This is a genomic window from Hymenobacter terricola (assembly GCF_017921975.2).
GTDB lineage: Bacteria > Bacteroidota > Bacteroidia > Cytophagales > Hymenobacteraceae > Hymenobacter > Hymenobacter terricola.
In genome coordinates this window covers 200,471-218,167 of the sequence record NZ_JAGEMO020000009.1, presented here as the reverse complement: position 1 = coordinate 218,167, position 17,697 = coordinate 200,471, and the positions used below count along the sequence as shown (strand labels likewise).

Genomic DNA, 17,697 nt, shown 5'->3' with positions numbered 1-17,697 from the left:
ATTACCAGCGCGGTAGAGATGCTGCGCTGCGCTCTGCATGACGTTCTTTTCTGTCCTTTTACCCCTGCCCTGCCCTGCCCCCTACCCCGCGTACCAAATCCGAAATACGGCCCCGCCCTGGTCGTCGCTCACCAGCATCGAGCCGTCGGGCAGCACCAGCAAACACACCGGGCGGCCCCAGCTTTCCTGGCCCTGCAGCCAGCCTTCGGCGAAGGGCTGGTAGGCGATGGTGGCCTTGCCGGCGGCATCCAGCTTCACCATCGAAATGCAGTAGCCGCTCTTTTTGCTGCGGTTCCAGGAGCCGTGCTCGGGAATAAAAATCTGGTTGCGGTACTGGGCCGGGAACTTGCGGCCGGTGTAGAACTTCATGCCCAGCGAGGCGACGTGGGCACCCAGCTTGCGGGCCGGCTTCACGTACATATTGGCCGTTTTGCCGGCGCTCAGCTCGGGGTCGGGCACATCGCCGGCGAAGAAATACGGGAAACCGAAATTCTGGCCGGGCTTGGTGAGGTGGTTCAGCTCATCAGAAGGCAGGTCGTCGCCCAGCAGGTCGCGGCCGTTGTCGGTAAACCATAGCTCCTTGGTTACCGGGTGCCAGTCAAAACCCACGGTATTGCGCACGCCGGTGGCCACGTTCTGGAAGCCCGTGCCATCGGCCTTCATCCGGTTGATGGTGCCAAAAATCGGCTGGTCCGGCGCGCAGGAATTGCAGGGCGCGCCCACCGGCACGTACAGCAGCCCGTCGGGCCCAAAGGCGATGTAGCGCATGCCGTGCCAAGGGTTGCCGGGCAGCTTATCGTACACCACCACCGCTTTGGGCGCCGTTTTCAGGTTGGCCGCGATGTTGTCGAAGCGGGTAATGCGGTTGATTTCGGCCACGTAGAGGCTGCCCTGGCGCACGGCCACGCCGTTGGGGCTGTTGAGGCCGGTGGCAATGGTGAGCACGGCGTCGGCCTTGCCGTTGTGGTTTTTATCGGGCAGCGCGTACACTTTGCCCTTGGTGCCGTCGGCGCTGGTGCCCACGTACACGGTGCCGTCGGGGCCCACGGCCAGCTCGCGGGCGCCGGGCACGTTCTGGGCAAAGTAGCTGATGCGGAAACCGGCGGGCAGCTTGATTTTGGCGAGATTAGCTTCGGCCGTGGTGGCTGCGGGCAGGACCGGCTTCTTCACCGGGGCCGGGCCGGCGGCCAGGAGCAGCGGCGCGGCCAGCAGGGGCAGCAGGTTCGTTTTCATACCCGCACAAACCGCTGCCCGCCGCCGAAGGTTGCCCGCTTACCGGTAACGGTCCAGGTTGCCGGTGCCTTCCTCGCGCATCAGCCGCTCGTATTCGCGCTGGGTGCGCTGCTCGCGGTTGAAGCCGCCGTATGCCCCGATTCCGCTCATTACCAACCCAATGCCCCAAAATACCGTGGACCATATCGGCCAGGGTATGCCGCCATCGTGCTGCCGGTCGGTGAAGGCCCACAGCACCCACAGGCCGCAGTTCACCACCACGTACGTCACGAGGTGCGACTGGAATCTGGTCCGGGCTTTTGCTTTCTGCCACAGGTAGGGGTCGCGTTTCAGGGGTTCCATGATGGTAAGGGGCTGAGGTGGTTAGGATTAATGATTAAATATAGCTTTTCGCTACCGGGGTCCGCCACTTTCTGTTGCCGAAGTGTCGGGGCGGCCTGCCCAGGCATCATTTGCGCGGGCCGAAGCGTAAGCACAAGCTGAATCGCCGGAACCCGCGCCAGCATTACATCTTTGCGCGAATATCTACTTATTTTCCTTCTTATGCCCGCTACCCTCTCCGCCCGCATCCAGCTTGTGCAGGGCGACATCACCCGCCAGGAAGTCTCGGCCATCGTCAACGCGGCCAATTCCAGCCTGCTCGGCGGGGGCGGCGTGGATGGCGCCATCCACCGCGCCGGCGGCCCCCAGATTCTGGAAGAATGCCGCCAAATCCGGGCCCGCCAGGGTGGCTGCAAAACCGGCGAGGCCGTCATCACCACCGGCGGGCGGCTGCCGGCCGCGCACGTCATCCACACCGTGGGCCCGGTCTGGAACGGCGGCCACAAGGGCGAGCCCGAGCTACTGGCCCACTGCTACCGCAACAGCCTGCGCCTGGCTGAAGAAAAAAGCCTGGCCAGCGTGGCTTTCCCCGGCATCAGCACGGGCATCTACGGCTACCCCAAAGCGGAAGCCGCCGCCATTGCTGTGCACGAGGTACGGCAGTGGCTGGCGGCCCATGAGTTTCCCGAAAAAGTCGTTTTTGTGGCGTTCGACGAGGAAAACCGGCGGCTCTACGAGCAGAAGCTACGGTAAAGCCTACGCCAGCTCGCCCACGCCTTCCACCCGCTCGGCCACCTGCTGCATCAGCCAGAGCGGCGTGCTGGTGGCCCCGCAAATGCCCACGGAGTGCGCGTCAGCAAACCAGTTTTCGTCGATTTCGGCTTCGTTTTCGATGAAGTAGCTGTGCGGGTTCACCGCATTCACCACCGAGAAGAGGGCCTTGCCGTTGGAGCTTTTGCGGCCGCTCACGAAGAGCACCACGTCGTATTCGAGGGCGAATCTGGCCAGGGCGGGCTCGCGGTTGCTCACCTGCCGGCAAATGCTGTCGTTGGCATCGAAGCTCTCCAGCGTGCCGCCGGCGGCCTGGATGCGCGCTTCCATCAGGGCCTTCATCTTGTAGAAGCCGGCCGTGCTTTTGGTGGTCTGGCTGAAGAGGGTGACGGGCCGGGCAAAATCAATCTGGTCGAGGTCGGCCTCGCTCATCACGATGATGGCGCGGTTGCCGGTCTGGCCCGTAAGGCCGGCCACTTCGGCGTGGCCGGGCTGGCCATATATCACAATCTGGCCGTCCTGGCGCTGGCTAAGGTCGAAGGCGTGCTTCACGCGGTTTTGCAGCTTGAGCACCACCGGGCAGCTGGCGTCAATCAACTCCAGGTTGTTTTCGAGGGCCAATTGATACGTTTCCGGCGGCTCACCGTGGGCCCGGATGAGGACTTTGGTGTCGTGCAGCTGGGCCAGCTGCTCGCGGTCGATGATGCGCAGGCCCAGCTGGTGCAGGCGCTCCACTTCCATGCGGTTGTGCACGATATCACCCAGGCAATAGAGCTGCTGGCCGTGCGCCAGTTCGTCCTCGGCCATCTGAATGGCGAATTCGACGCCAAAGCAGTAACCGGAATTTTTATCAATCGTGACCTTCATGCTGCAAAGTCTAACACCACGCGTCGGCGAGGGGTTCGCCGGGGCAAAGGTACGGCAACGGGGTTTGCGAATGCGCAGTTTGCCGTCATGCAGGGCGCAGCGAAGCATCTCGCGTGTAGTAGTGACTCAATCGCAAGAAAAATAATTATTACCCCACGCGAGATGCTTCGCTGCGCGCTGCATGACGTTCTTGTTTGAACGTTGCTAGTCCCAACCCGCCGCGAACAGTGCCGCCGAAACCCTATCCAGCACGAAATCGACCTGCTCGGTGATGGTAATGTGCGTGGTGTCGAGCAGCACGGCATCGGCCGCGCGGCGCAGGGGGCTTTCGGCGCGGGTCGAATCGAGGTAATCGCGCTTGCGCAGGTTCTCGATTATGTCTTCCAGCGGCACTATCTCGCCGGTTAAGGCCAGCTCGTCCTGGCGGCGCTGGGCGCGCAGCACGATTTCGGCGGTCATGAAAATTTTCACCTCCGCATCGGGGAAAACGGTGGTGCCGATGTCGCGGCCGTCCATCACCACGCCGCGCTTGCGGCCCATGCGCTGCTGCTGGGCCACCATGGCGTGCCGCACCATGGGGATGACCGACACCTCGCTCACGGAATTGGAAATGAGCATCTGCCGGATGTCATCCTCGCGGTTCATGCCGTTCAGAAACAGCTCGTTGCGGCCCGTGCGGCGGTGGCGGCGGAAGGTGATGTTGATTTCCTGCAAGGCCTGCTCGATGCGGGGCAGGTCATCGAAGGCAATCTGGTTTTCGAGCAGGTACAGCGTCACGGCGCGGTACATGGCGCCGGTGTCGACGTAGGCGTAGTGCAGCAGCGTGGCCACGGCTTTGGCGGTGGTGCTTTTGCCGCACGAGGAGTAACCATCAATGGCGATAACGAGTTGTTTCATAACGACGCGGGCGGCCATTGGCCCCGCAAGATTACGAAATCCAACCCTTACGAGCAGCAGGTGGCGACTTCAAGCGGCTCGGAACCGAGGCAAAAAAAGCAGCTACCGAGGCGCTTTCTCCCTCATTCAGTTGCGCATCGACTAAATGGAAGGGGTTAAAAAAAAATCGATTGGCCAGCCCGATACCGGTGGTGCCGTCGCGCCCGGTGCCCCATTCGCCCCGGTACACCTGCACCAGGCACTGCCCCAGAAAGCAGCCCAGAGCCATAATAACGCCCGGCCGCTCGGCCGGGCCCAGCTCGCCGCGCTGGGCCTGAATAAAGTTGGCCAAGTGAGCCACGCCCTCGGCATCGAAGGCTTTTAATTTTAACTGCTGCCGAACCTGCTCGGCGGCGGCATTTATCGAATCGAGGGGTGTGGGAATGATATCGGGCATAAAAATAGAAATAGCAGCGGGTTAGAGGTGGGGCATAACATTAAAACGGAGGCTAATTATAGCCACCAATGCCTAATGCAGCGCATTACCCTGCAGAAAATCTGCGTAATCCTTGATTAGTTGCTCTGCTTCGTCGCGGCCCATTTCGCCGCTGGCCACTTTGGCGGTCAGCGCCGGCGAGTCCTTCACAATGGCCAGCATCGCAGTTTTGAACTCGGCTTTGCCCGATGGCAACAGCTGCATCGACGCGTTGGGGCGGCTCAGGAAATACGTCGGCCGGCCCGTTTCGTAGTACATCGCCAGCAGCCGCACGCCCTGGCGGTTGACGCAGGAGCGCAGAAAATCGGGCTTCTCGGGGGCCACGCGCCGGCCGGGCAAGTCCTTCACCACCAAAAAAGTATCCTGCTTCACTTCCAGCTGCCGCACGGTTTCGGAGGTGAAGCGCTGCTTGCCGGTCGCACCGTCCTGCACCGTCAGCTTTTCGCCGTTGAACACCAGCCGTTGGGCCCGGTGCCAGCTGCCGTCGGGCAGCTGGTAGCTGCCCGCCCCGTCGCGGTGGGCCAGGGATTCGGGCCGGCTCCCCCACCCGTAGGGAGGCATATTCATGTTCATGGAGGGTACCGGCGGGGTGTAGTGGTAATTGGGTATCGACAGCGGCGCCGACTGGCCGAAACCGGCATGACTCAACAATAGCGCGGCACCAAACGCACCGATGTTCGGGTAGCAAAAATGACAACGACGCATTGGGCAGTTAACTAGAAATTGGGGCAAGCGGTACGCCGCCGCACGGTTCCGCTTTGTTGAATAGCTGGAAACCCCGCCTTAGCAGTTGTGCGTAGGGCACGGAATGCGGCCGCCGGGCGTGGTGTGGTGCTTATACCAACGGGTTTTTTTTTCCTGAGCAGTGCGGGTGGCACAGCCGCTCCCGGCCAGCAGTGGCAGCACGAGCAGCAAAAGGGCAAGGTTCTTTTTCACCGGAAATGGTTTTTTGTCAAATATAAGGTTCTTTGCCTCCGCAAAACCGGCCGTGTGCCGGTTTACCTGTTGCACCCCACCCTGCTTATGACCGCTGATTTTTCGCTTACCGCCAACGTTGTAGACATTTTTGCTCATACCATCCAGCCCGCCACTATTTTGGTCGAAGCCGGCCGCATTGTCAGCATCGCGCCCATCGACGAAGCCACGCCCAACCCGGCCCTGCCCTACGCCCTGCCCGGCTTCGTAGATGCGCACGTGCACGTGGAAAGCTCGTTGCTGGTGCCCACCGAATTTGCCCGCCTGGCCGTGACGCACGGCACCGTGGCCACCGTGAGCGACCCGCACGAAATTGGCAACGTGCTGGGCGTGGCCGGGGTGGAATTCATGCTGGAAAATGCGGCGCACTCGCCCTTCAAGTTCTGCTTTGGCGCGCCCAGCTGCGTGCCGGCCACGCCGTTTGAAACGGCCGGGGCCGAAATCACGGTGGCCGACATCAAAAAGCTGTTCGAAAACCCCAAAATCGGCTACCTGGCCGAGATGATGAACTGGCCCGGCGTGCTGCACCGCGACGCCGACGTGATGGCCAAAATTGCCCTGGCCCACGCCGCCGGTCGCCCCGTAGACGGCCACGCCCCCGGCCTGCGCGGCGACGACGCGGCCCACTACGCCAGCGCCGGCATCAGCACCGACCACGAGTGCTTCACCGCCGCCGAAGCCCGCGACAAGCTGGCCGTGGGCATGAAAATCCTCATCCGCGAAGGCTCGGCCGCTCGCAACTTCGATGCCCTCATCGAATTGCTGCCCGAGCACTACGCCAACCTGATGTTCTGCTCCGACGACAAGCACCCGGATACCCTCGTGCTCGGCCACATCAACCAGCTGGTGCAGCGGGCCGTGGCGCTTGGCTGCGACGTGTTCAGCGTGCTGCGCGTGGCCTGCGTGAACCCCGTGAAGCACTACCACCTGCCCGTGGGCCTGCTCACCGAAGGCGACCCCGCCGACTTCATCGTGGTGAAGGATTTGCAGAATTTCGAAGTTCTGCAAACCTACCTCAACGGCCGGCTGGTGGCCGAAAACGGCAAATCCTTACTGCCGGCCGCCCCCATTGCGGTGGTCAATAATTTCCACGCCCGGCCCGTCGCGGTGAAGGATTTTGAGTTGCCCGCCCCCAAAACGGAGCGGCCCATTCTGCGCGTCATCGAGTGCTTCGACGGCCAGCTCATTACGGCCCGCGTCGACCTGCCGGCCCACGTCGAAAACGGCCTGGTGGTGCCCGATGTGAACGGCGACGTGCTCAAGTTGGCCGTCATCAACCGCTACCAGCCGCAAGTGGCGCCGGCCCTGGCCTTTATTCGCGGTTTTGGGCTGAAAAGCGGCGCGCTGGCCAGCAGCGTGGGCCATGATTCGCACAACATTACCGCCGTGGGCTGCGACGACGAGAGCCTGGCGCGGGCCGTCAACCTGGTTATCGCGGCCAAGGGCGGCCTGGCCGCCGTGGGGCCCGATGGGCAGGAAATTCTGGTGCCGCTGCCCGTGGCGGGCCTCATGTCGGACCAGGAGGGCCCGGCCGTGGCCCGGGCCTACGCCGCCGTCGATGCCCTGGCCAAGCAGCTCGGTTCTCCGCTGGGCGCGCCGTTCATGACGCTTTCGTTCATGGCGCTGCTCGTGATTCCCAGCCTGAAACTGAGCGATAAAGGCTTGTTCGACGGGCAGCAATTCACGTTTGTGGACGCGGTGGAGTAGGGGCGGCGCAATTTTTAGCGCGGTTTCTGCGTAGGGAGCGGGGCAAGTCCTCGCACCCTACCTTGTTTTGCTGGTTATGAAATTGCTGCCCCTGCCCTTTTTCTGTTATTTCCCTGGCGCCTTTCTGCTGCTGCTGGGGCTAGTAACTCAGCCGGCCGCCGCGCAGAAATACCGCACCGCCGCCGGTTTCCGCAGCGACGGCACCAACTACGGCCTGACCATTCAGCAACTCATCATCCCCAAAACCACGCTGGAGGGCCTGGCCATGTTTGCGCCGCGCGAGCGCAGCGGTACGGTGCTGGCCGAGCGCCATTTCGGCATTCTGGGCCCCAGCCTGAACTATTACTTTGGGGCTGGCGGGCACTACGGCCGCAACCGCGACGACGGCGACTTCTGGGGCTTCGACGGCCTCGTTGGCGTCGAATACAAAGTCGCCTTCATTCCCTTTGTCCTCTCCTTCGATTTCAAGCCCACCATCGAGTACGGCTCGGCCGATTGGAACCGGTTTCCCACGGGATTTTCGGTGCGCTACATTTTTCTCAAGCAGCGAAAAACCGGCATCTTCCGGGTGCTGAACAAACTATAAGGGCAAGAAAAAACCGCCTCCAGCGGACCGGAGGCGGTTTTTTTGTCGTTCTTCCACTAAACGGACAGGTAGAAGAGGGAAAGCGTGGTTCTATTGAAACCGCTTTTCCAGCAGCTTACGCATCTTTTCTTCAGTCAGCGGTTTGGTGAGGTATTCTACGTTGGGGTACTGGGCCACGCGGGCCGTGTCGGCGCCGTGCATGGAGGTGGTGAGCACGGCCATCACCGTTTTGTCCTGCACGGGCTGGGGCAAAGCGTTGTACAGCTCCAGAAACTCAAAACCAGACACGCCGGGCATCTTCAGGTCCACAAACACTAAATCAGGAGCCGCCTCATTGCCGCCGCTCACGCCGCCCCAGAGCTGCTCGAAGGCTTCGTCGGCCCGCGAGAACGTGCTCACGTGGTCGGCTACGGCCAGGCGGCCCAGCAAGCGGTTGTTGAGGAAACTGGTGGTTTCGTTGTCATCAACCAGCACAATGTGATTCAGATTTGCGGACATGGATAAAGATTTATATGCTAGCTTTCACGAAGATACCGACCCCGGCGCACTCCTGCAACAGCGGCGCTTACTATAGCCAGCCCTGAGCGCGCATCCAGTCATCGTTGTAGATTTTGCCCAAGTAGCGGGTGCCGTGGTCGGGCAGCAAAACCACCATTGTGTCATCTTCCTTCAGGTGCTCGCGGGCGTATTCCAGCGCTCCGAAAACGGCCGAGCCGCAGCTCCAGCCCACAAACAGACCTTCTTCCCTGGCCAGCCGGCGGGTCATCACGGCCGCGTCCTTATCGGCCACTTTAATAAACAAATCGATAACGTCGAAATCCACATTCTTAGGCAGAATATCTTCGCCAATGCCTTCGGTTTTGTAGGGGTAGATTTCGTTCTTGTCGAAAATGCCCGTCTCCTTGTACTTCTTGAAAACCGAGCCGTAGGTATCCAGGCCCACCGTGACGATGGCCGGATTCTGCTCCTTCAAATACTTGCTGACGCCGCAAATGGTGCCGCCCGTGCCCACACCGGCCGCCCAATGCGTGATTTTTTGGTCGGTGCCGGCCCAGATTTCGGGGCCGGTGTGGTCGTAGTGCGCGGCAGTGTTCGAGAGGTTGTCGTACTGGTTGGGGTAGAAGGAATTGGGCGTTTCGGCATTGAGGCGGCGGGCTACCGAGTAGTAGCTGCGCGGGTCGTCGGGGGCCACGTCCACGGGGCACACCACTACCTGAGCGCCCACTGCACGCAGAATGTCCTGCTTTTCCTTGCTCTGCTTGTCGCTCATCACGAAGATGGTCTGGTAGCCTTTGGCAATGGCGGCCAGGGCCAGGCCCATGCCGGTGTTGCCGCTGGTGCCCTCGATGATGGTGCCGCCGGGCTTGAGGAGGCCGGCCTTCTCGGCGTCCTCCACCATGCGGATGGCCATGCGGTCTTTCACCGAGTTGCCGGGGTTGAAATACTCCACCTTGGCCAGCACGGTGCCTTTTATGCCATCGGTTACTTTGTTGAGCTTGACGAGGGGAGTATGGCCGACGGCGTCAATGACGTGGTTGAAATACATCGAAATTTGTTAGGTGGGATGTTTCTGTTCAAGGGGACAAAGGTAGGAATTTCGGCGGCGGGGCGGGGTCGGGAGAGGTAGCGGCCGGCAAAAAGCCCGTTATGCAGGGCGCAGCAAAGCATCTCTATCACTTCGTTGCCCCAAGTGAATTACTTCTCCGGCAGAGATGCCTCGGCAAGCTCAGCATGACGTTCAATGGATTGCCTGACTTCTGCCTTGTCCCGGCACCAAAATGCCCTACTTTTGCACCACCGTTGCCCGTCCGGGCCGCCCTCTCCATCAATCAACACCCAAAAACACCTCCGAATGAGCGTTCTGGTCAATAAAGATTCCAAGGTTATCGTGCAGGGCTTCACCGGCTCCGAGGGTTCGTTCCACGCCCAGCAGATGATGGACTACGGCACCAACGTGGTGGGCGGCGTGACGCCCGGCAAAGGCGGCTCCGAGCACCTCGGCCGGCCCGTGTTCAACACCGTGGCCGAGGCCGTGACCCAGGCCGGCGCCGACACCAGCATCATTTTCGTGCCCCCGGCTTTCGCCGCCGACGCTATTATGGAAGCCGCTGACGCGGGCATCAAGGTGATTATCACCATCACCGAAGGCATCCCGACCAAGGACATGATTGCCGTGAAGCAGTACCTCTCGGAGCGCCCCACGGTGACGATGATTGGGCCGAACTGCCCCGGCGTGATGACCGCCGGCGAGTGCAAAGTGGGCATCATGCCCGGCTTCATCTTCATGAAAGGCAAAATCGGCATCGTGTCCAAGTCGGGCACGCTGACCTACGAGGCCGTGGACCAGCTCACCAAAGCCGGCCTGGGCCAGACCACGGCCATCGGCATCGGTGGCGACCCCATCATCGGCACTACCACCAAGCAGGCAGTGGAATTGCTGATGAACGACCCCGAAACCGAAGGCATCGTGATGATTGGCGAAATCGGCGGCGGCATGGAAGCCGAAGCCGCGCGTTGGATTAAAGAAACCGGCAACAAAAAGCCCGTCGTGGGCTTCATCGCCGGCCAGACGGCGCCTCCCGGCCGCCGCATGGGCCACGCCGGGGCCATCGTGGGCGGCGCCGACGACACGGCCGCGGCTAAAATGGCCATCATGCGCGAGTGCGGCATCCACGTCGTGGATTCGCCCGCCGAGATTGGCGACACCATGCTGCGCGTGATGAGCGGCAAGTAAGGTCCCCTGCTTTTTATCCGGAATGGGTCGTTGCCACTTGCTGGCAGCGACCCATTTTGTTTGGGCCTGATGATGCGTGCGGCGCGGGTAATACTCCAGCTTCGGAGTGGCTGTTATTTTATTGCGAAGTCTTGTGAAGCAGGCGCTTTTTTGCGGCTGCGCTTATATCTTTAGGGCCTCTTTCACATTCGTTAATCTACCTAATTGACCTTATGGCATTTCGTCCATCCCACCGCGCTAGCTTGCTGTTGCTGGCAGCCATTGTCCTGAGTTTTAGCGCTTGCAAAAAAGAGACTGAGATTCAGATAAAGGAAGTTGATAAAGTGTATAGCTGGCAGGCAGACCGGCACCTTTATGGCCTCAGCAAAGTCATTCTGGGGATGGGCCAAGATGCCAGTTCGCTTTACCTGCAGACGCCAAACTACCTGGGCCACTTGTTACCGGTAGCAAGCGGTAATTCGACACTTTATTTTACCAGCATAAGCTGGCTGCCTTCCGATGTGACTTTGCGGGTTCCCATTGTGGCCAATATGTATGCGTGGCCTGCGGCCGATACTGCGATAACCATTACCCCCATGGCGGATGCGGTCAACCCGGAATACAGCGCCAACATCCACTTGCTTAAACTGGACCCGCAAGCCACCACCTACAAGTCGACCCTAGCCGAGTCGTCGATGAGAGAATCGCGCTTTGCCGCGCTTAATCAAAACCACTACCTCCTGTTCAGCTATCGCCGCACGCCTACCGGGCCCACCGACCCGGTTTTGCGCCTGGTACTGGCCCACATAGTGCCAAATGCCTTCCAGCGCCTGCAGGTGCAGTCGCAACAGGTACTAGACTTCCCGAACAGCACTTTTGACGCGGGGTCTTATACCAGCCAAATAACGGCCATAGACGACTATTTTCTGGTTGGCAGCGAAAGCAATGCCTTTTATAACCCTGGTATCTTCAAAGTAAAGCAGGACGGCACCATCCGGCGCGTGAGCCCCCAAACGGGTGTTACGGCGTTTTATAAGTGGCAGGGCAAAGTATATGCGCAGACATTTGACGATAAGCTTTTGGTATCGACCGACAATAGCGAAACCTGGACCACGTACGCCAATACGCCTTCCCTCCTGCGTTCCAGCGGTTTCCGGCTTATCGGTGATAGCCTGGTCGGCTTCATCCGGCCCTTCAACCAGCTATACTCGCTGCGCTGGAATGGCGGCACCGGGCGGGTGCGCGAGCTCAAAAACGACGGGCTGGGTGAAGCCGCCATCACCGACATCCAGCAGCTGGGCGATACGGTGTACGTGGGCACCACCAGCGGGCTGTTTAAACGCCTGAAAACGGTGTTTTTTGAGAGCAAGCCCCAGTAACGCCGTCCCACGCCGCGCCTACTCGTCCAGTGTGGTGTTCTTGTCCAGGTTGATAACGATGCCGATTTGAAAGACCGAATTCGCGGCCTTCAAAAACTTATTGCTGCGGAAGCCGAAAATCTGGCCGCTGATTAATTGCAATTGGACGGGGCCGGCAATTTGGGTGCGGGTGAAGGTGATGGGCTCGAAAAACACGTTGTTTTCGCCGGGGGCGGGCAGGCCATCGAGGTGGAAGTTGTTGAGCTGCATGTAGCTCAGGCGCAGGGCGGCGCCGTAGGTCAGGGGGAAGTCGCGGTTGAAGAGGTGGATGTTGTCGCGCTTTTTGCGGGCGTAGTTCACCTGGGCAAATACCTTAGAGAGGCTGCCGCTGAGGGTGCGGGAGGCGATTTGGGCTTCGTTGCGCTCGATGCGGTCGGTGTGGCCGCCGCCGCCGCCCACGTATACTTCCAGCACGCGCTTGTCGGACAGGCGGGTGAAGTAGCCGAGGCTGGCTTCGCCGAAGTCGATGTTTTTGGTGGCGGCGTCGTTCTTGGTGTGCAGCGAGGAGAACGTGCCGGCCACGCCGAGGTGGTTGGTGAGGGCGTAGGCCCCTTGCAGGGCGTAATTATTGTGCTGGTTGGTGCTCACGGCCCCGTAGAACTCGCCCTGGTGCGTGAGCAGCGGCGCGTGGGGCGGGGGCGGAAAGTACAGCGAGGTGCAGCCGGTGAGGCCAGTTAGGGCAAGCGAAAAGGCGGCGCGCAGCGGATGCTTCATAGAGGCGGGGCAAGGAGAATCAGAAACCAGGCAACGCCTGATACGGCAATTTCGTGTTTCTGCGGCACATTCCGCCGCAATTCGGGCTTTATAGGCCCGTAAGGCCGTATGCATAACGGTACCCGCTACCTTGCGCCACCCTACTTTTTGTTCTCCTCCATGCCCGCTACTGCTTTCGACGCCATTATTATCGGTTCTGGCCAGGCCGGAAACCCGCTGGCCACGGCCCTGGCAGGGGCTGGCCGCCACGTTGCCCTCATCGAAGAAAACAAGCTGGGCGGCTCCTGCATCAACTACGGCTGCTCGCCCACTAAAACGCTGCTGGCCACCGCCGAGCGCCTGCACCTGCTGCGCACCGCCGCGGCCGTGGCGGCCCCGGAAGTGGCCGGCGCGGCGGCGTTGAAAGTGGACCTGGCCGCCGCCGTGGCCCGCAAAGATGCCCTCATTGCCAAGACGCGCAAGGGCATTCGGGCCAACTTTGCGCAACACGCCGAACACGTCACGCTGCTGGAAGGCCACGCGGCCTTCACGGCGCCGCATTCGCTGCACGTCACGCTGGCCAGTGGCGGCATTCAAGACGTTACCGCGCCGCTTATCTTCATCAATACCGGCACCCGCGCCGCCGTGCCCGACGTGGCCGGACTGGCCGAGGTTGACTACCTCACCACCACGCAGCTGCTCGACTTGAAGGAGCTGCCCGAGCACCTGCTCATCCTCGGCGGGGGCTACATCGGGCTGGAGTTTAGCCAGATGTTCCGGCGCTTTGGCAGCCGCGTCACCGTCATCGAATCGGGCCCGCAGCTGCTGGAACGGGAGGACGACGACGTGTGCCAGGGCCTGCAGGCGGCGCTGAGCCAGGAGGGCATCGAATTCGTGCTGGGCGCGCGGGCCCACAGCGTGAGCCGCACCCCCAGCGGCAACATCTCGCTCATGGTGCACACCGCCGAGGGCGAGCGCCGCCTGCGCGGCAGCCACTTGCTGGTGGCCACCGGCCGCCGCCCCAATTCCGACAAGCTGGGCCTGGGCTTCGCCGGCATCAAAACCAACGACAAAGGCTACATCCTCGTCAACGACAACCTGCAAACCAACGTGCGCGGCGTGTACGCGCTGGGCGACATTCACCCCGGCCCGCAATTCACGCACATTTCCTACGACGACTACCGCGTGGTGCGCGATGCCCTGCTGCACGGCCGCAAACGCTCGGCCCGGCAGCGGCCCCTGCCCTACTGCGTATTCACCGACCCGCCGCTGGCCCGCATCGGGCTGAGCGAGGGCCAGGCGCAGGAGCAGAAACTCCCCTACCGCGTGGCCACCATGCCGGTGAGCGTGATTGGCCGGGCGCAGCACACGGGCGAGAGCCGGGGCTTCTGGAAGGTGTTGGTGGGCAACGACGACCGGCTGCTGGGGGCCACCCTGCTCGGGCCCGAAGCCGGCGAAATCATGGCCGTTATTGAAGTGGCCATGGCCGGACGGCTTAAATATCAGCAGCTCCAGGACATGATTTTTGCCCACCCCACCTGGGCCGAGGGACTGAACAACGTGTTCCGGGACTTGCGGCGGGTGGGCAAATAAAGGGCCCGATACTTCATTCAGCCTACATAAGGGCCCCCATAAGTTAGCGGCGGCTTTCGCATGGGGCGGACGCTTTCCCCAGCTACCCTACCTGGACTTTATGAAGCTTACCTGGCTACTTCTTCTTCTTGTGCTGCCGGGCGGTACGGCCGCCGCGCAGGGCACGGGCACTGCTCCCGCCAAGAAGGACCCCGAACTCATGGTGCCCTACTACGGCCACTTCACCATCACGGGGCAATACGTGCCGCTCTACCTCACCGCCGATACCACGGCCGTGGACCAGCACGCCTCGCGGGGCGAAGTGCTGCCCGTGTGGCAGATTGGCAATATCTGGGCGCAGGTGCACAAAGCCGGCAAGTCCTACTACGTGCGCCGGAGCTACCTCAACTTTCCCGACGCGCTGGTCATCACCCCCGATTCGGTGGCCGTGCCCCGCGACCCCGCCACGGGCCTCATCCGGTACGTGGGCGACGTGGACGTGCCCGGTACCCAGGCCGAGCTCATGGGCCGGGCCCAGGTGTGGTTTGCTACCGGCTTCCCCACCAAAGACGTGCTGCAGGTGAACGACGCGGCCACCGCCACCCTGGTGGGCCGCACGTATTCGGAAATATTCATTCACGCCCCGGAGCCCAACAACCACCGCGTCGACTACACCATTCAGCTCACCTGCCGTGACGGCCACTACCACTACGCCATCAGCAACTTTGCCTTTGGGGCGTATCTGGCGCCCATCGGCAACGGCACGGGCAGCCCGGCCGAGCTGTTCGTGTTCCGGACCAAGGCCAATGGCCAGCAGCGCGCCCTCATGCTGAAACACAAAGCCGAGCTCTGCCGCGTGGGCCGCGAGCTGCAAAGCCAGCTCCGCACCGCCCTGAGCAGGCCCACGGGGTCGTAGCGCGGGTAGAGAAAGCTACCAGACCGTCATGCTGAGCGGAGCCAAAGCATCTATGTCGCTTCGTTGAATCGGTTGGAATACGACCGAGGTAGAGATGCTTTGGCAAGCTCCGCATGACGTTTCAGGGTCGTTTCAACGACTTATTTGCCGGGCTACTCAGAAGTCGAACGTGCGCGGCTCGCCCAGCAGCTCGCGGCCGTCGAGCAGGCTTTCGCGCATGCAGTGGCCGAGGTCGCTGCGCCAGGTGGGCTCTTCGGCTTCGGGGTGGCTGATGTTCAGGTCCTGGCGCATGCGGTAGGCCTCGTACACCTGGGGCAGGTGGGCCAGCAGCTGGTGGCGCTGGGTTTCGACCACGGCCTGGCGCAGGGCCGCGCGCCAGTCGGCGGCCGGGGCCAGGGGCACAGTTTCACCGGGGTCGAGGGCTTTGAGGTAGGCAAAGTCGGCTTCGACCTGCTCATCGGCGGCTTCGCGGTCTTTTTGGGCGGCGTAGGCGGCTTGCTGGCGGCGCAGCTTGGGGCTTTCGAACCGGTGCAGCAGGGCGTGTTGCAGGGTTTCTTCCTGCTCAAACGTCAGGAACCGGGGGCGCGGGTCGGTGGGCGGGGGGCTGGCCGGGCCGGGGCCTTTGGCGCGGCGGTGGGCGTAGTAGGCGTCCAGGTAGGGCTTTTCGCGGGGGCCGCGCAGGTCGGGCAGGCTCAGCAGGAAGCCGTGGCCGGTGCGCGAGTTATGGTAGTCGTACCAGGCCGGCGGCCGCACGCCTTTGCACGCCTCATCGGGGGTATTTTGGGCCTCCTCCTGCTCGTGGAGGCGCATTTTGTCGTAGTCCTGCCAGTCGCGGGGCAGGCCGAAATCGCCGCCGTAGCAGTCCAGCACGTCCTCGTCGAAATCGGCCGCCTGGCGCACGAAATCGCAATACATCGCCAGCTCCTCGGGGCTGATGGGGTCCAGCACGGGGCAGTTCTCGATGGCGACGTCGTAGCGCGCGAAGTCGAAGGTGCAGTCCAGGCCCGGCCCGGTGACGTGGCCGGCCCGCCAGCGGCATTGCAGGTCGAAAAGCTTCTTGCGCTGGATGTCCCACAGCCGGTTATACGCCGCCTCACTGCAACGGCTCAGGGCGTCGGTCTGGTCAAATTCGGCTTGCGCGCCGTGGTACTGCCACTGGAATTTGTTGATGGCGTAGTTGGCCGCGAACTTGGCCACGGCCTCCGGGTGATAGGGCGCAAACAGCGCCGCGTAGCGCAGGTTGGTGAGCATGTCCTGCTTGATTTCGGTGTGGGAAAAGTCGGGCATAGAACGAGGCGGCCCTGGTGTGGCCACGGGCTTAAAGATAACCGGAAGTTGCAAGCAGTCAATGCCTCCGAAAACCTATCCGATGGCTCCGGCAACTCGTCCGATGGCTCCGGCCACGCCCCTCACCGTATCGGCCAGAAAATTCGGCATCGAGCCCGCGCGCCAGGGCCGCAACAACGACGAGCACGAAGGCCTCGCGGATTCGCTGAAAACCCTGCTCCAGAACATCGAAACCAACAAAACCGCCCTCCTGGCCAAAGGCCAGACCCGGGCCGAAACCGACCAAATCCAGGAGCTTTACGACGCCCTGGTGAAGGACAGCACCGCCCAGGGCAGCAGCCTCAGCGACCAGCGCCTGCTCACGGCCGGCAACGTAAAGCTGTTCCGCGCCCTCTACGCGCCCATGAAAGAGCTGCTGGCCGACGGCAAAAGTATCTACAAAACCGACGATAAAACCAAGCTTCAGGACTACACCCTGCGCAAAATCCTCCAGCAGGTGCGCAAGGACCAGCCCGCCCCGCCCGCCCCGGACAAACAAACCGGCGGCGTAGGGTTTCGAGGAATTGTCAGGCAACAAAAAAGGGCACCCGCTTGGCGTGGGTGCCTTTTTTTGTTAGTTAGAACGTTGTTTAAACCGCTTCGCTTGGAGCGAATTCCCCTGCACTACTGGCTTACAACCCGAGCCACGGGCTCGCGGCCAACGGGCAGAGCATTGCAGATACACGCCAGTAGCGAAATATCTATGCATTACAGTGGCAGTTGCAACGGCCGCAGCCCGGTCTGGAACGCCAGTACGTCAATCCGTTCAGCCGAAACCAAGCGGTAGATGATGCGATACTGTCGGTACAGTAACTCGCGCACCTTTTCATTGCCAAACTCGGGCACCATGCGGCCCATTTTGGGGTGCTGGCGCAACAAATCAAGCTGCCGAAAGACGCTATTCACCACTAAAGAAGCCCGAGTTGTTGAATACTGCGCCAGATAATCGGCCTGCTCGTCCAGTTCATGCACGAAGCGGGTGGTATAGTGGATAACCATCCTACCGCGCCGCCGTGCCCGTGTCGGTCAGCCAGCGGCTGAGGTAGTTTCGGGCTTCGGCTTCGGTCAGCGTTTCGCCATTATCCGATTGGCGCACCCCTTCCTCAATCCGCTTGATGAGCAGTAAACGCTCGAAAAGGTCTTCTAACTCGAAGTTTTCCGGCAATTGGTTGACGGCTTCGAGGATTTGGGCTTTGGTCATGGGGGCGGGTGGCGTGGTGGTCGTTT

Annotated in this window: 20 protein-coding genes and 1 pseudogene; 8 read left to right on the top strand and 13 right to left on the bottom strand. The window is 61.7% G+C overall.

Annotation, left to right across the window (positions count from 1 at the left end; translation table 11 throughout):
- Positions 1 to 81: 81 nt before the first annotated feature.
- Together J4G38_RS09725 and J4G38_RS09720 are read right to left on the bottom strand one after the other, a co-directional pair.
- The gene (locus J4G38_RS09725; RefSeq protein ID WP_210516676.1) at positions 82 to 1,233 is read right to left on the bottom strand and encodes a PQQ-dependent sugar dehydrogenase; all 1,152 of its coding nucleotides are present in this window, start codon (positions 1,231 to 1,233) and stop codon (positions 82 to 84) included.
- A gap of 39 nt (positions 1,234 to 1,272) precedes the next feature.
- Positions 1,273 to 1,575 (bottom strand): 2TM domain-containing protein, encoded by a 303-nt coding sequence (locus J4G38_RS09720; protein WP_210516677.1) that lies wholly within the window; start codon positions 1,573 to 1,575, stop codon positions 1,273 to 1,275.
- A gap of 201 nt (positions 1,576 to 1,776) precedes the next feature.
- Here J4G38_RS09720 and J4G38_RS09715 point away from each other — a divergent pair, with 201 nt between their 5' ends.
- A complete protein-coding gene (locus tag J4G38_RS09715) occupies positions 1,777 to 2,307 on the top strand; it encodes an O-acetyl-ADP-ribose deacetylase (RefSeq protein ID WP_210516679.1) in 531 nt (176 codons plus the stop codon).
- A gap of 3 nt (positions 2,308 to 2,310) precedes the next feature.
- Here the strand turns inward: J4G38_RS09715 and J4G38_RS09710 are convergent, their stop codons facing one another.
- The 5 genes from J4G38_RS09710 to J4G38_RS09690 all read right to left on the bottom strand — a co-directional run bounded on the left by J4G38_RS09710 (position 2,311) and on the right by J4G38_RS09690 (position 5,500).
- Positions 2,311 to 3,192, bottom strand: a complete 882-nt coding sequence (locus tag J4G38_RS09710) for a 4-hydroxy-3-methylbut-2-enyl diphosphate reductase (protein ID WP_210516681.1) — start codon at positions 3,190 to 3,192, stop codon at positions 2,311 to 2,313.
- A 204-nt stretch (positions 3,193 to 3,396) separates the two neighbouring features.
- Positions 3,397 to 4,089 carry a (d)CMP kinase gene (gene cmk / locus J4G38_RS09705; protein WP_210516683.1) on the bottom strand — a complete coding sequence of 231 codons (693 nt, stop codon included), beginning with the start codon at positions 4,087 to 4,089 and terminating at the stop codon, positions 3,397 to 3,399.
- A gap of 31 nt (positions 4,090 to 4,120) precedes the next feature.
- A complete protein-coding gene (locus J4G38_RS09700; RefSeq protein ID WP_210516685.1) occupies positions 4,121 to 4,525 on the bottom strand; it encodes a hypothetical protein in 405 nt (134 codons plus the stop codon).
- A gap of 72 nt (positions 4,526 to 4,597) precedes the next feature.
- Positions 4,598 to 5,269 (bottom strand): hypothetical protein, encoded by a 672-nt coding sequence (locus tag J4G38_RS09695; protein WP_210516687.1) that lies wholly within the window; start codon positions 5,267 to 5,269, stop codon positions 4,598 to 4,600.
- A 78-nt stretch (positions 5,270 to 5,347) separates the two neighbouring features.
- Positions 5,348 to 5,500 carry a hypothetical protein gene (locus tag J4G38_RS09690; RefSeq protein WP_210516689.1) on the bottom strand — a complete coding sequence of 51 codons (153 nt, stop codon included), beginning with the start codon at positions 5,498 to 5,500 and terminating at the stop codon, positions 5,348 to 5,350.
- Between the two features lie 87 nt (positions 5,501 to 5,587).
- Between J4G38_RS09690 and ade the strand changes: the two genes are divergently transcribed.
- Positions 5,588 to 7,246 carry an adenine deaminase gene (gene ade / locus J4G38_RS09685; protein ID WP_210516691.1) on the top strand — a complete coding sequence of 553 codons (1,659 nt, stop codon included), beginning with the start codon at positions 5,588 to 5,590 and terminating at the stop codon, positions 7,244 to 7,246.
- A 76-nt stretch (positions 7,247 to 7,322) separates the two neighbouring features.
- Positions 7,323 to 7,832 carry a hypothetical protein gene (locus tag J4G38_RS09680; protein ID WP_210516693.1) on the top strand — a complete coding sequence of 170 codons (510 nt, stop codon included), beginning with the start codon at positions 7,323 to 7,325 and terminating at the stop codon, positions 7,830 to 7,832.
- Between the two features lie 90 nt (positions 7,833 to 7,922).
- Here J4G38_RS09680 and J4G38_RS09675 read toward each other — a convergent pair whose 3' ends face one another.
- Positions 7,923 to 8,330: a response regulator gene (locus J4G38_RS09675; protein WP_210516694.1), complete on the bottom strand. Its 408-nt coding sequence runs from the start codon at positions 8,328 to 8,330 to the stop codon at positions 7,923 to 7,925.
- A gap of 73 nt (positions 8,331 to 8,403) precedes the next feature.
- Positions 8,404 to 9,378: pseudogene (locus J4G38_RS09670) on the bottom strand (PLP-dependent cysteine synthase family protein); the annotation flags it as partial.
- Positions 9,379 to 9,684: 306 nt separating this feature from the next.
- On the opposite strand from J4G38_RS09670, the gene sucD reads away from it, so the two are divergent.
- Both sucD and J4G38_RS09660 read left to right on the top strand, forming a co-directional pair.
- Complete coding sequence (gene sucD, locus J4G38_RS09665) at positions 9,685 to 10,566, top strand: succinate--CoA ligase subunit alpha (RefSeq protein ID WP_210516696.1); 882 nt, start codon at positions 9,685 to 9,687, stop codon at positions 10,564 to 10,566.
- 575 nt (positions 10,567 to 11,141) lie between these two features.
- On the top strand, positions 11,142 to 11,924 hold the full coding sequence (locus J4G38_RS09660; RefSeq protein WP_210516697.1) for a hypothetical protein: 783 nt from the start codon (positions 11,142 to 11,144) through the stop codon (positions 11,922 to 11,924).
- Between the two features lie 18 nt (positions 11,925 to 11,942).
- On the opposite strand, the gene J4G38_RS09655 is transcribed toward J4G38_RS09660, so the two are convergent.
- Positions 11,943 to 12,677 (bottom strand): hypothetical protein, encoded by a 735-nt coding sequence (locus tag J4G38_RS09655; protein WP_210516698.1) that lies wholly within the window; start codon positions 12,675 to 12,677, stop codon positions 11,943 to 11,945.
- Positions 12,678 to 12,836: 159 nt separating this feature from the next.
- On the opposite strand from J4G38_RS09655, the gene J4G38_RS09650 reads away from it, so the two are divergent.
- Positions 12,837 to 14,249, top strand: a complete 1,413-nt coding sequence (locus tag J4G38_RS09650; protein ID WP_210516699.1) for a mercuric reductase — start codon at positions 12,837 to 12,839, stop codon at positions 14,247 to 14,249.
- 100 nt (positions 14,250 to 14,349) lie between these two features.
- On the top strand, positions 14,350 to 15,144 hold the full coding sequence (locus tag J4G38_RS09645) for a DUF4468 domain-containing protein (RefSeq protein ID WP_210516700.1): 795 nt from the start codon (positions 14,350 to 14,352) through the stop codon (positions 15,142 to 15,144).
- Between the two features lie 156 nt (positions 15,145 to 15,300).
- On the opposite strand, the gene J4G38_RS09640 is transcribed toward J4G38_RS09645, so the two are convergent.
- Positions 15,301 to 16,431 (bottom strand): hypothetical protein, encoded by a 1,131-nt coding sequence (locus J4G38_RS09640; RefSeq protein WP_210516702.1) that lies wholly within the window; start codon positions 16,429 to 16,431, stop codon positions 15,301 to 15,303.
- An 82-nt stretch (positions 16,432 to 16,513) separates the two neighbouring features.
- Between J4G38_RS09640 and J4G38_RS09635 the strand changes: the two genes are divergently transcribed.
- Positions 16,514 to 17,257 carry a hypothetical protein gene (locus tag J4G38_RS09635; RefSeq protein ID WP_210516704.1) on the top strand — a complete coding sequence of 248 codons (744 nt, stop codon included), beginning with the start codon at positions 16,514 to 16,516 and terminating at the stop codon, positions 17,255 to 17,257.
- On the opposite strand, the gene J4G38_RS09630 is transcribed toward J4G38_RS09635, so the two are convergent.
- A complete protein-coding gene (locus J4G38_RS09630) occupies positions 17,179 to 17,442 on the bottom strand; it encodes a type II toxin-antitoxin system RelE/ParE family toxin (protein WP_210516706.1) in 264 nt (87 codons plus the stop codon). The genes J4G38_RS09635 and J4G38_RS09630 overlap by 79 nt on opposite strands.
- 28 nt (positions 17,443 to 17,470) lie before the next feature.
- Positions 17,471 to 17,671, bottom strand: a complete 201-nt coding sequence (locus J4G38_RS09625; protein WP_210516708.1) for a hypothetical protein — start codon at positions 17,669 to 17,671, stop codon at positions 17,471 to 17,473.
- Between the last annotated feature and the right edge of the window lie 26 nt (positions 17,672 to 17,697).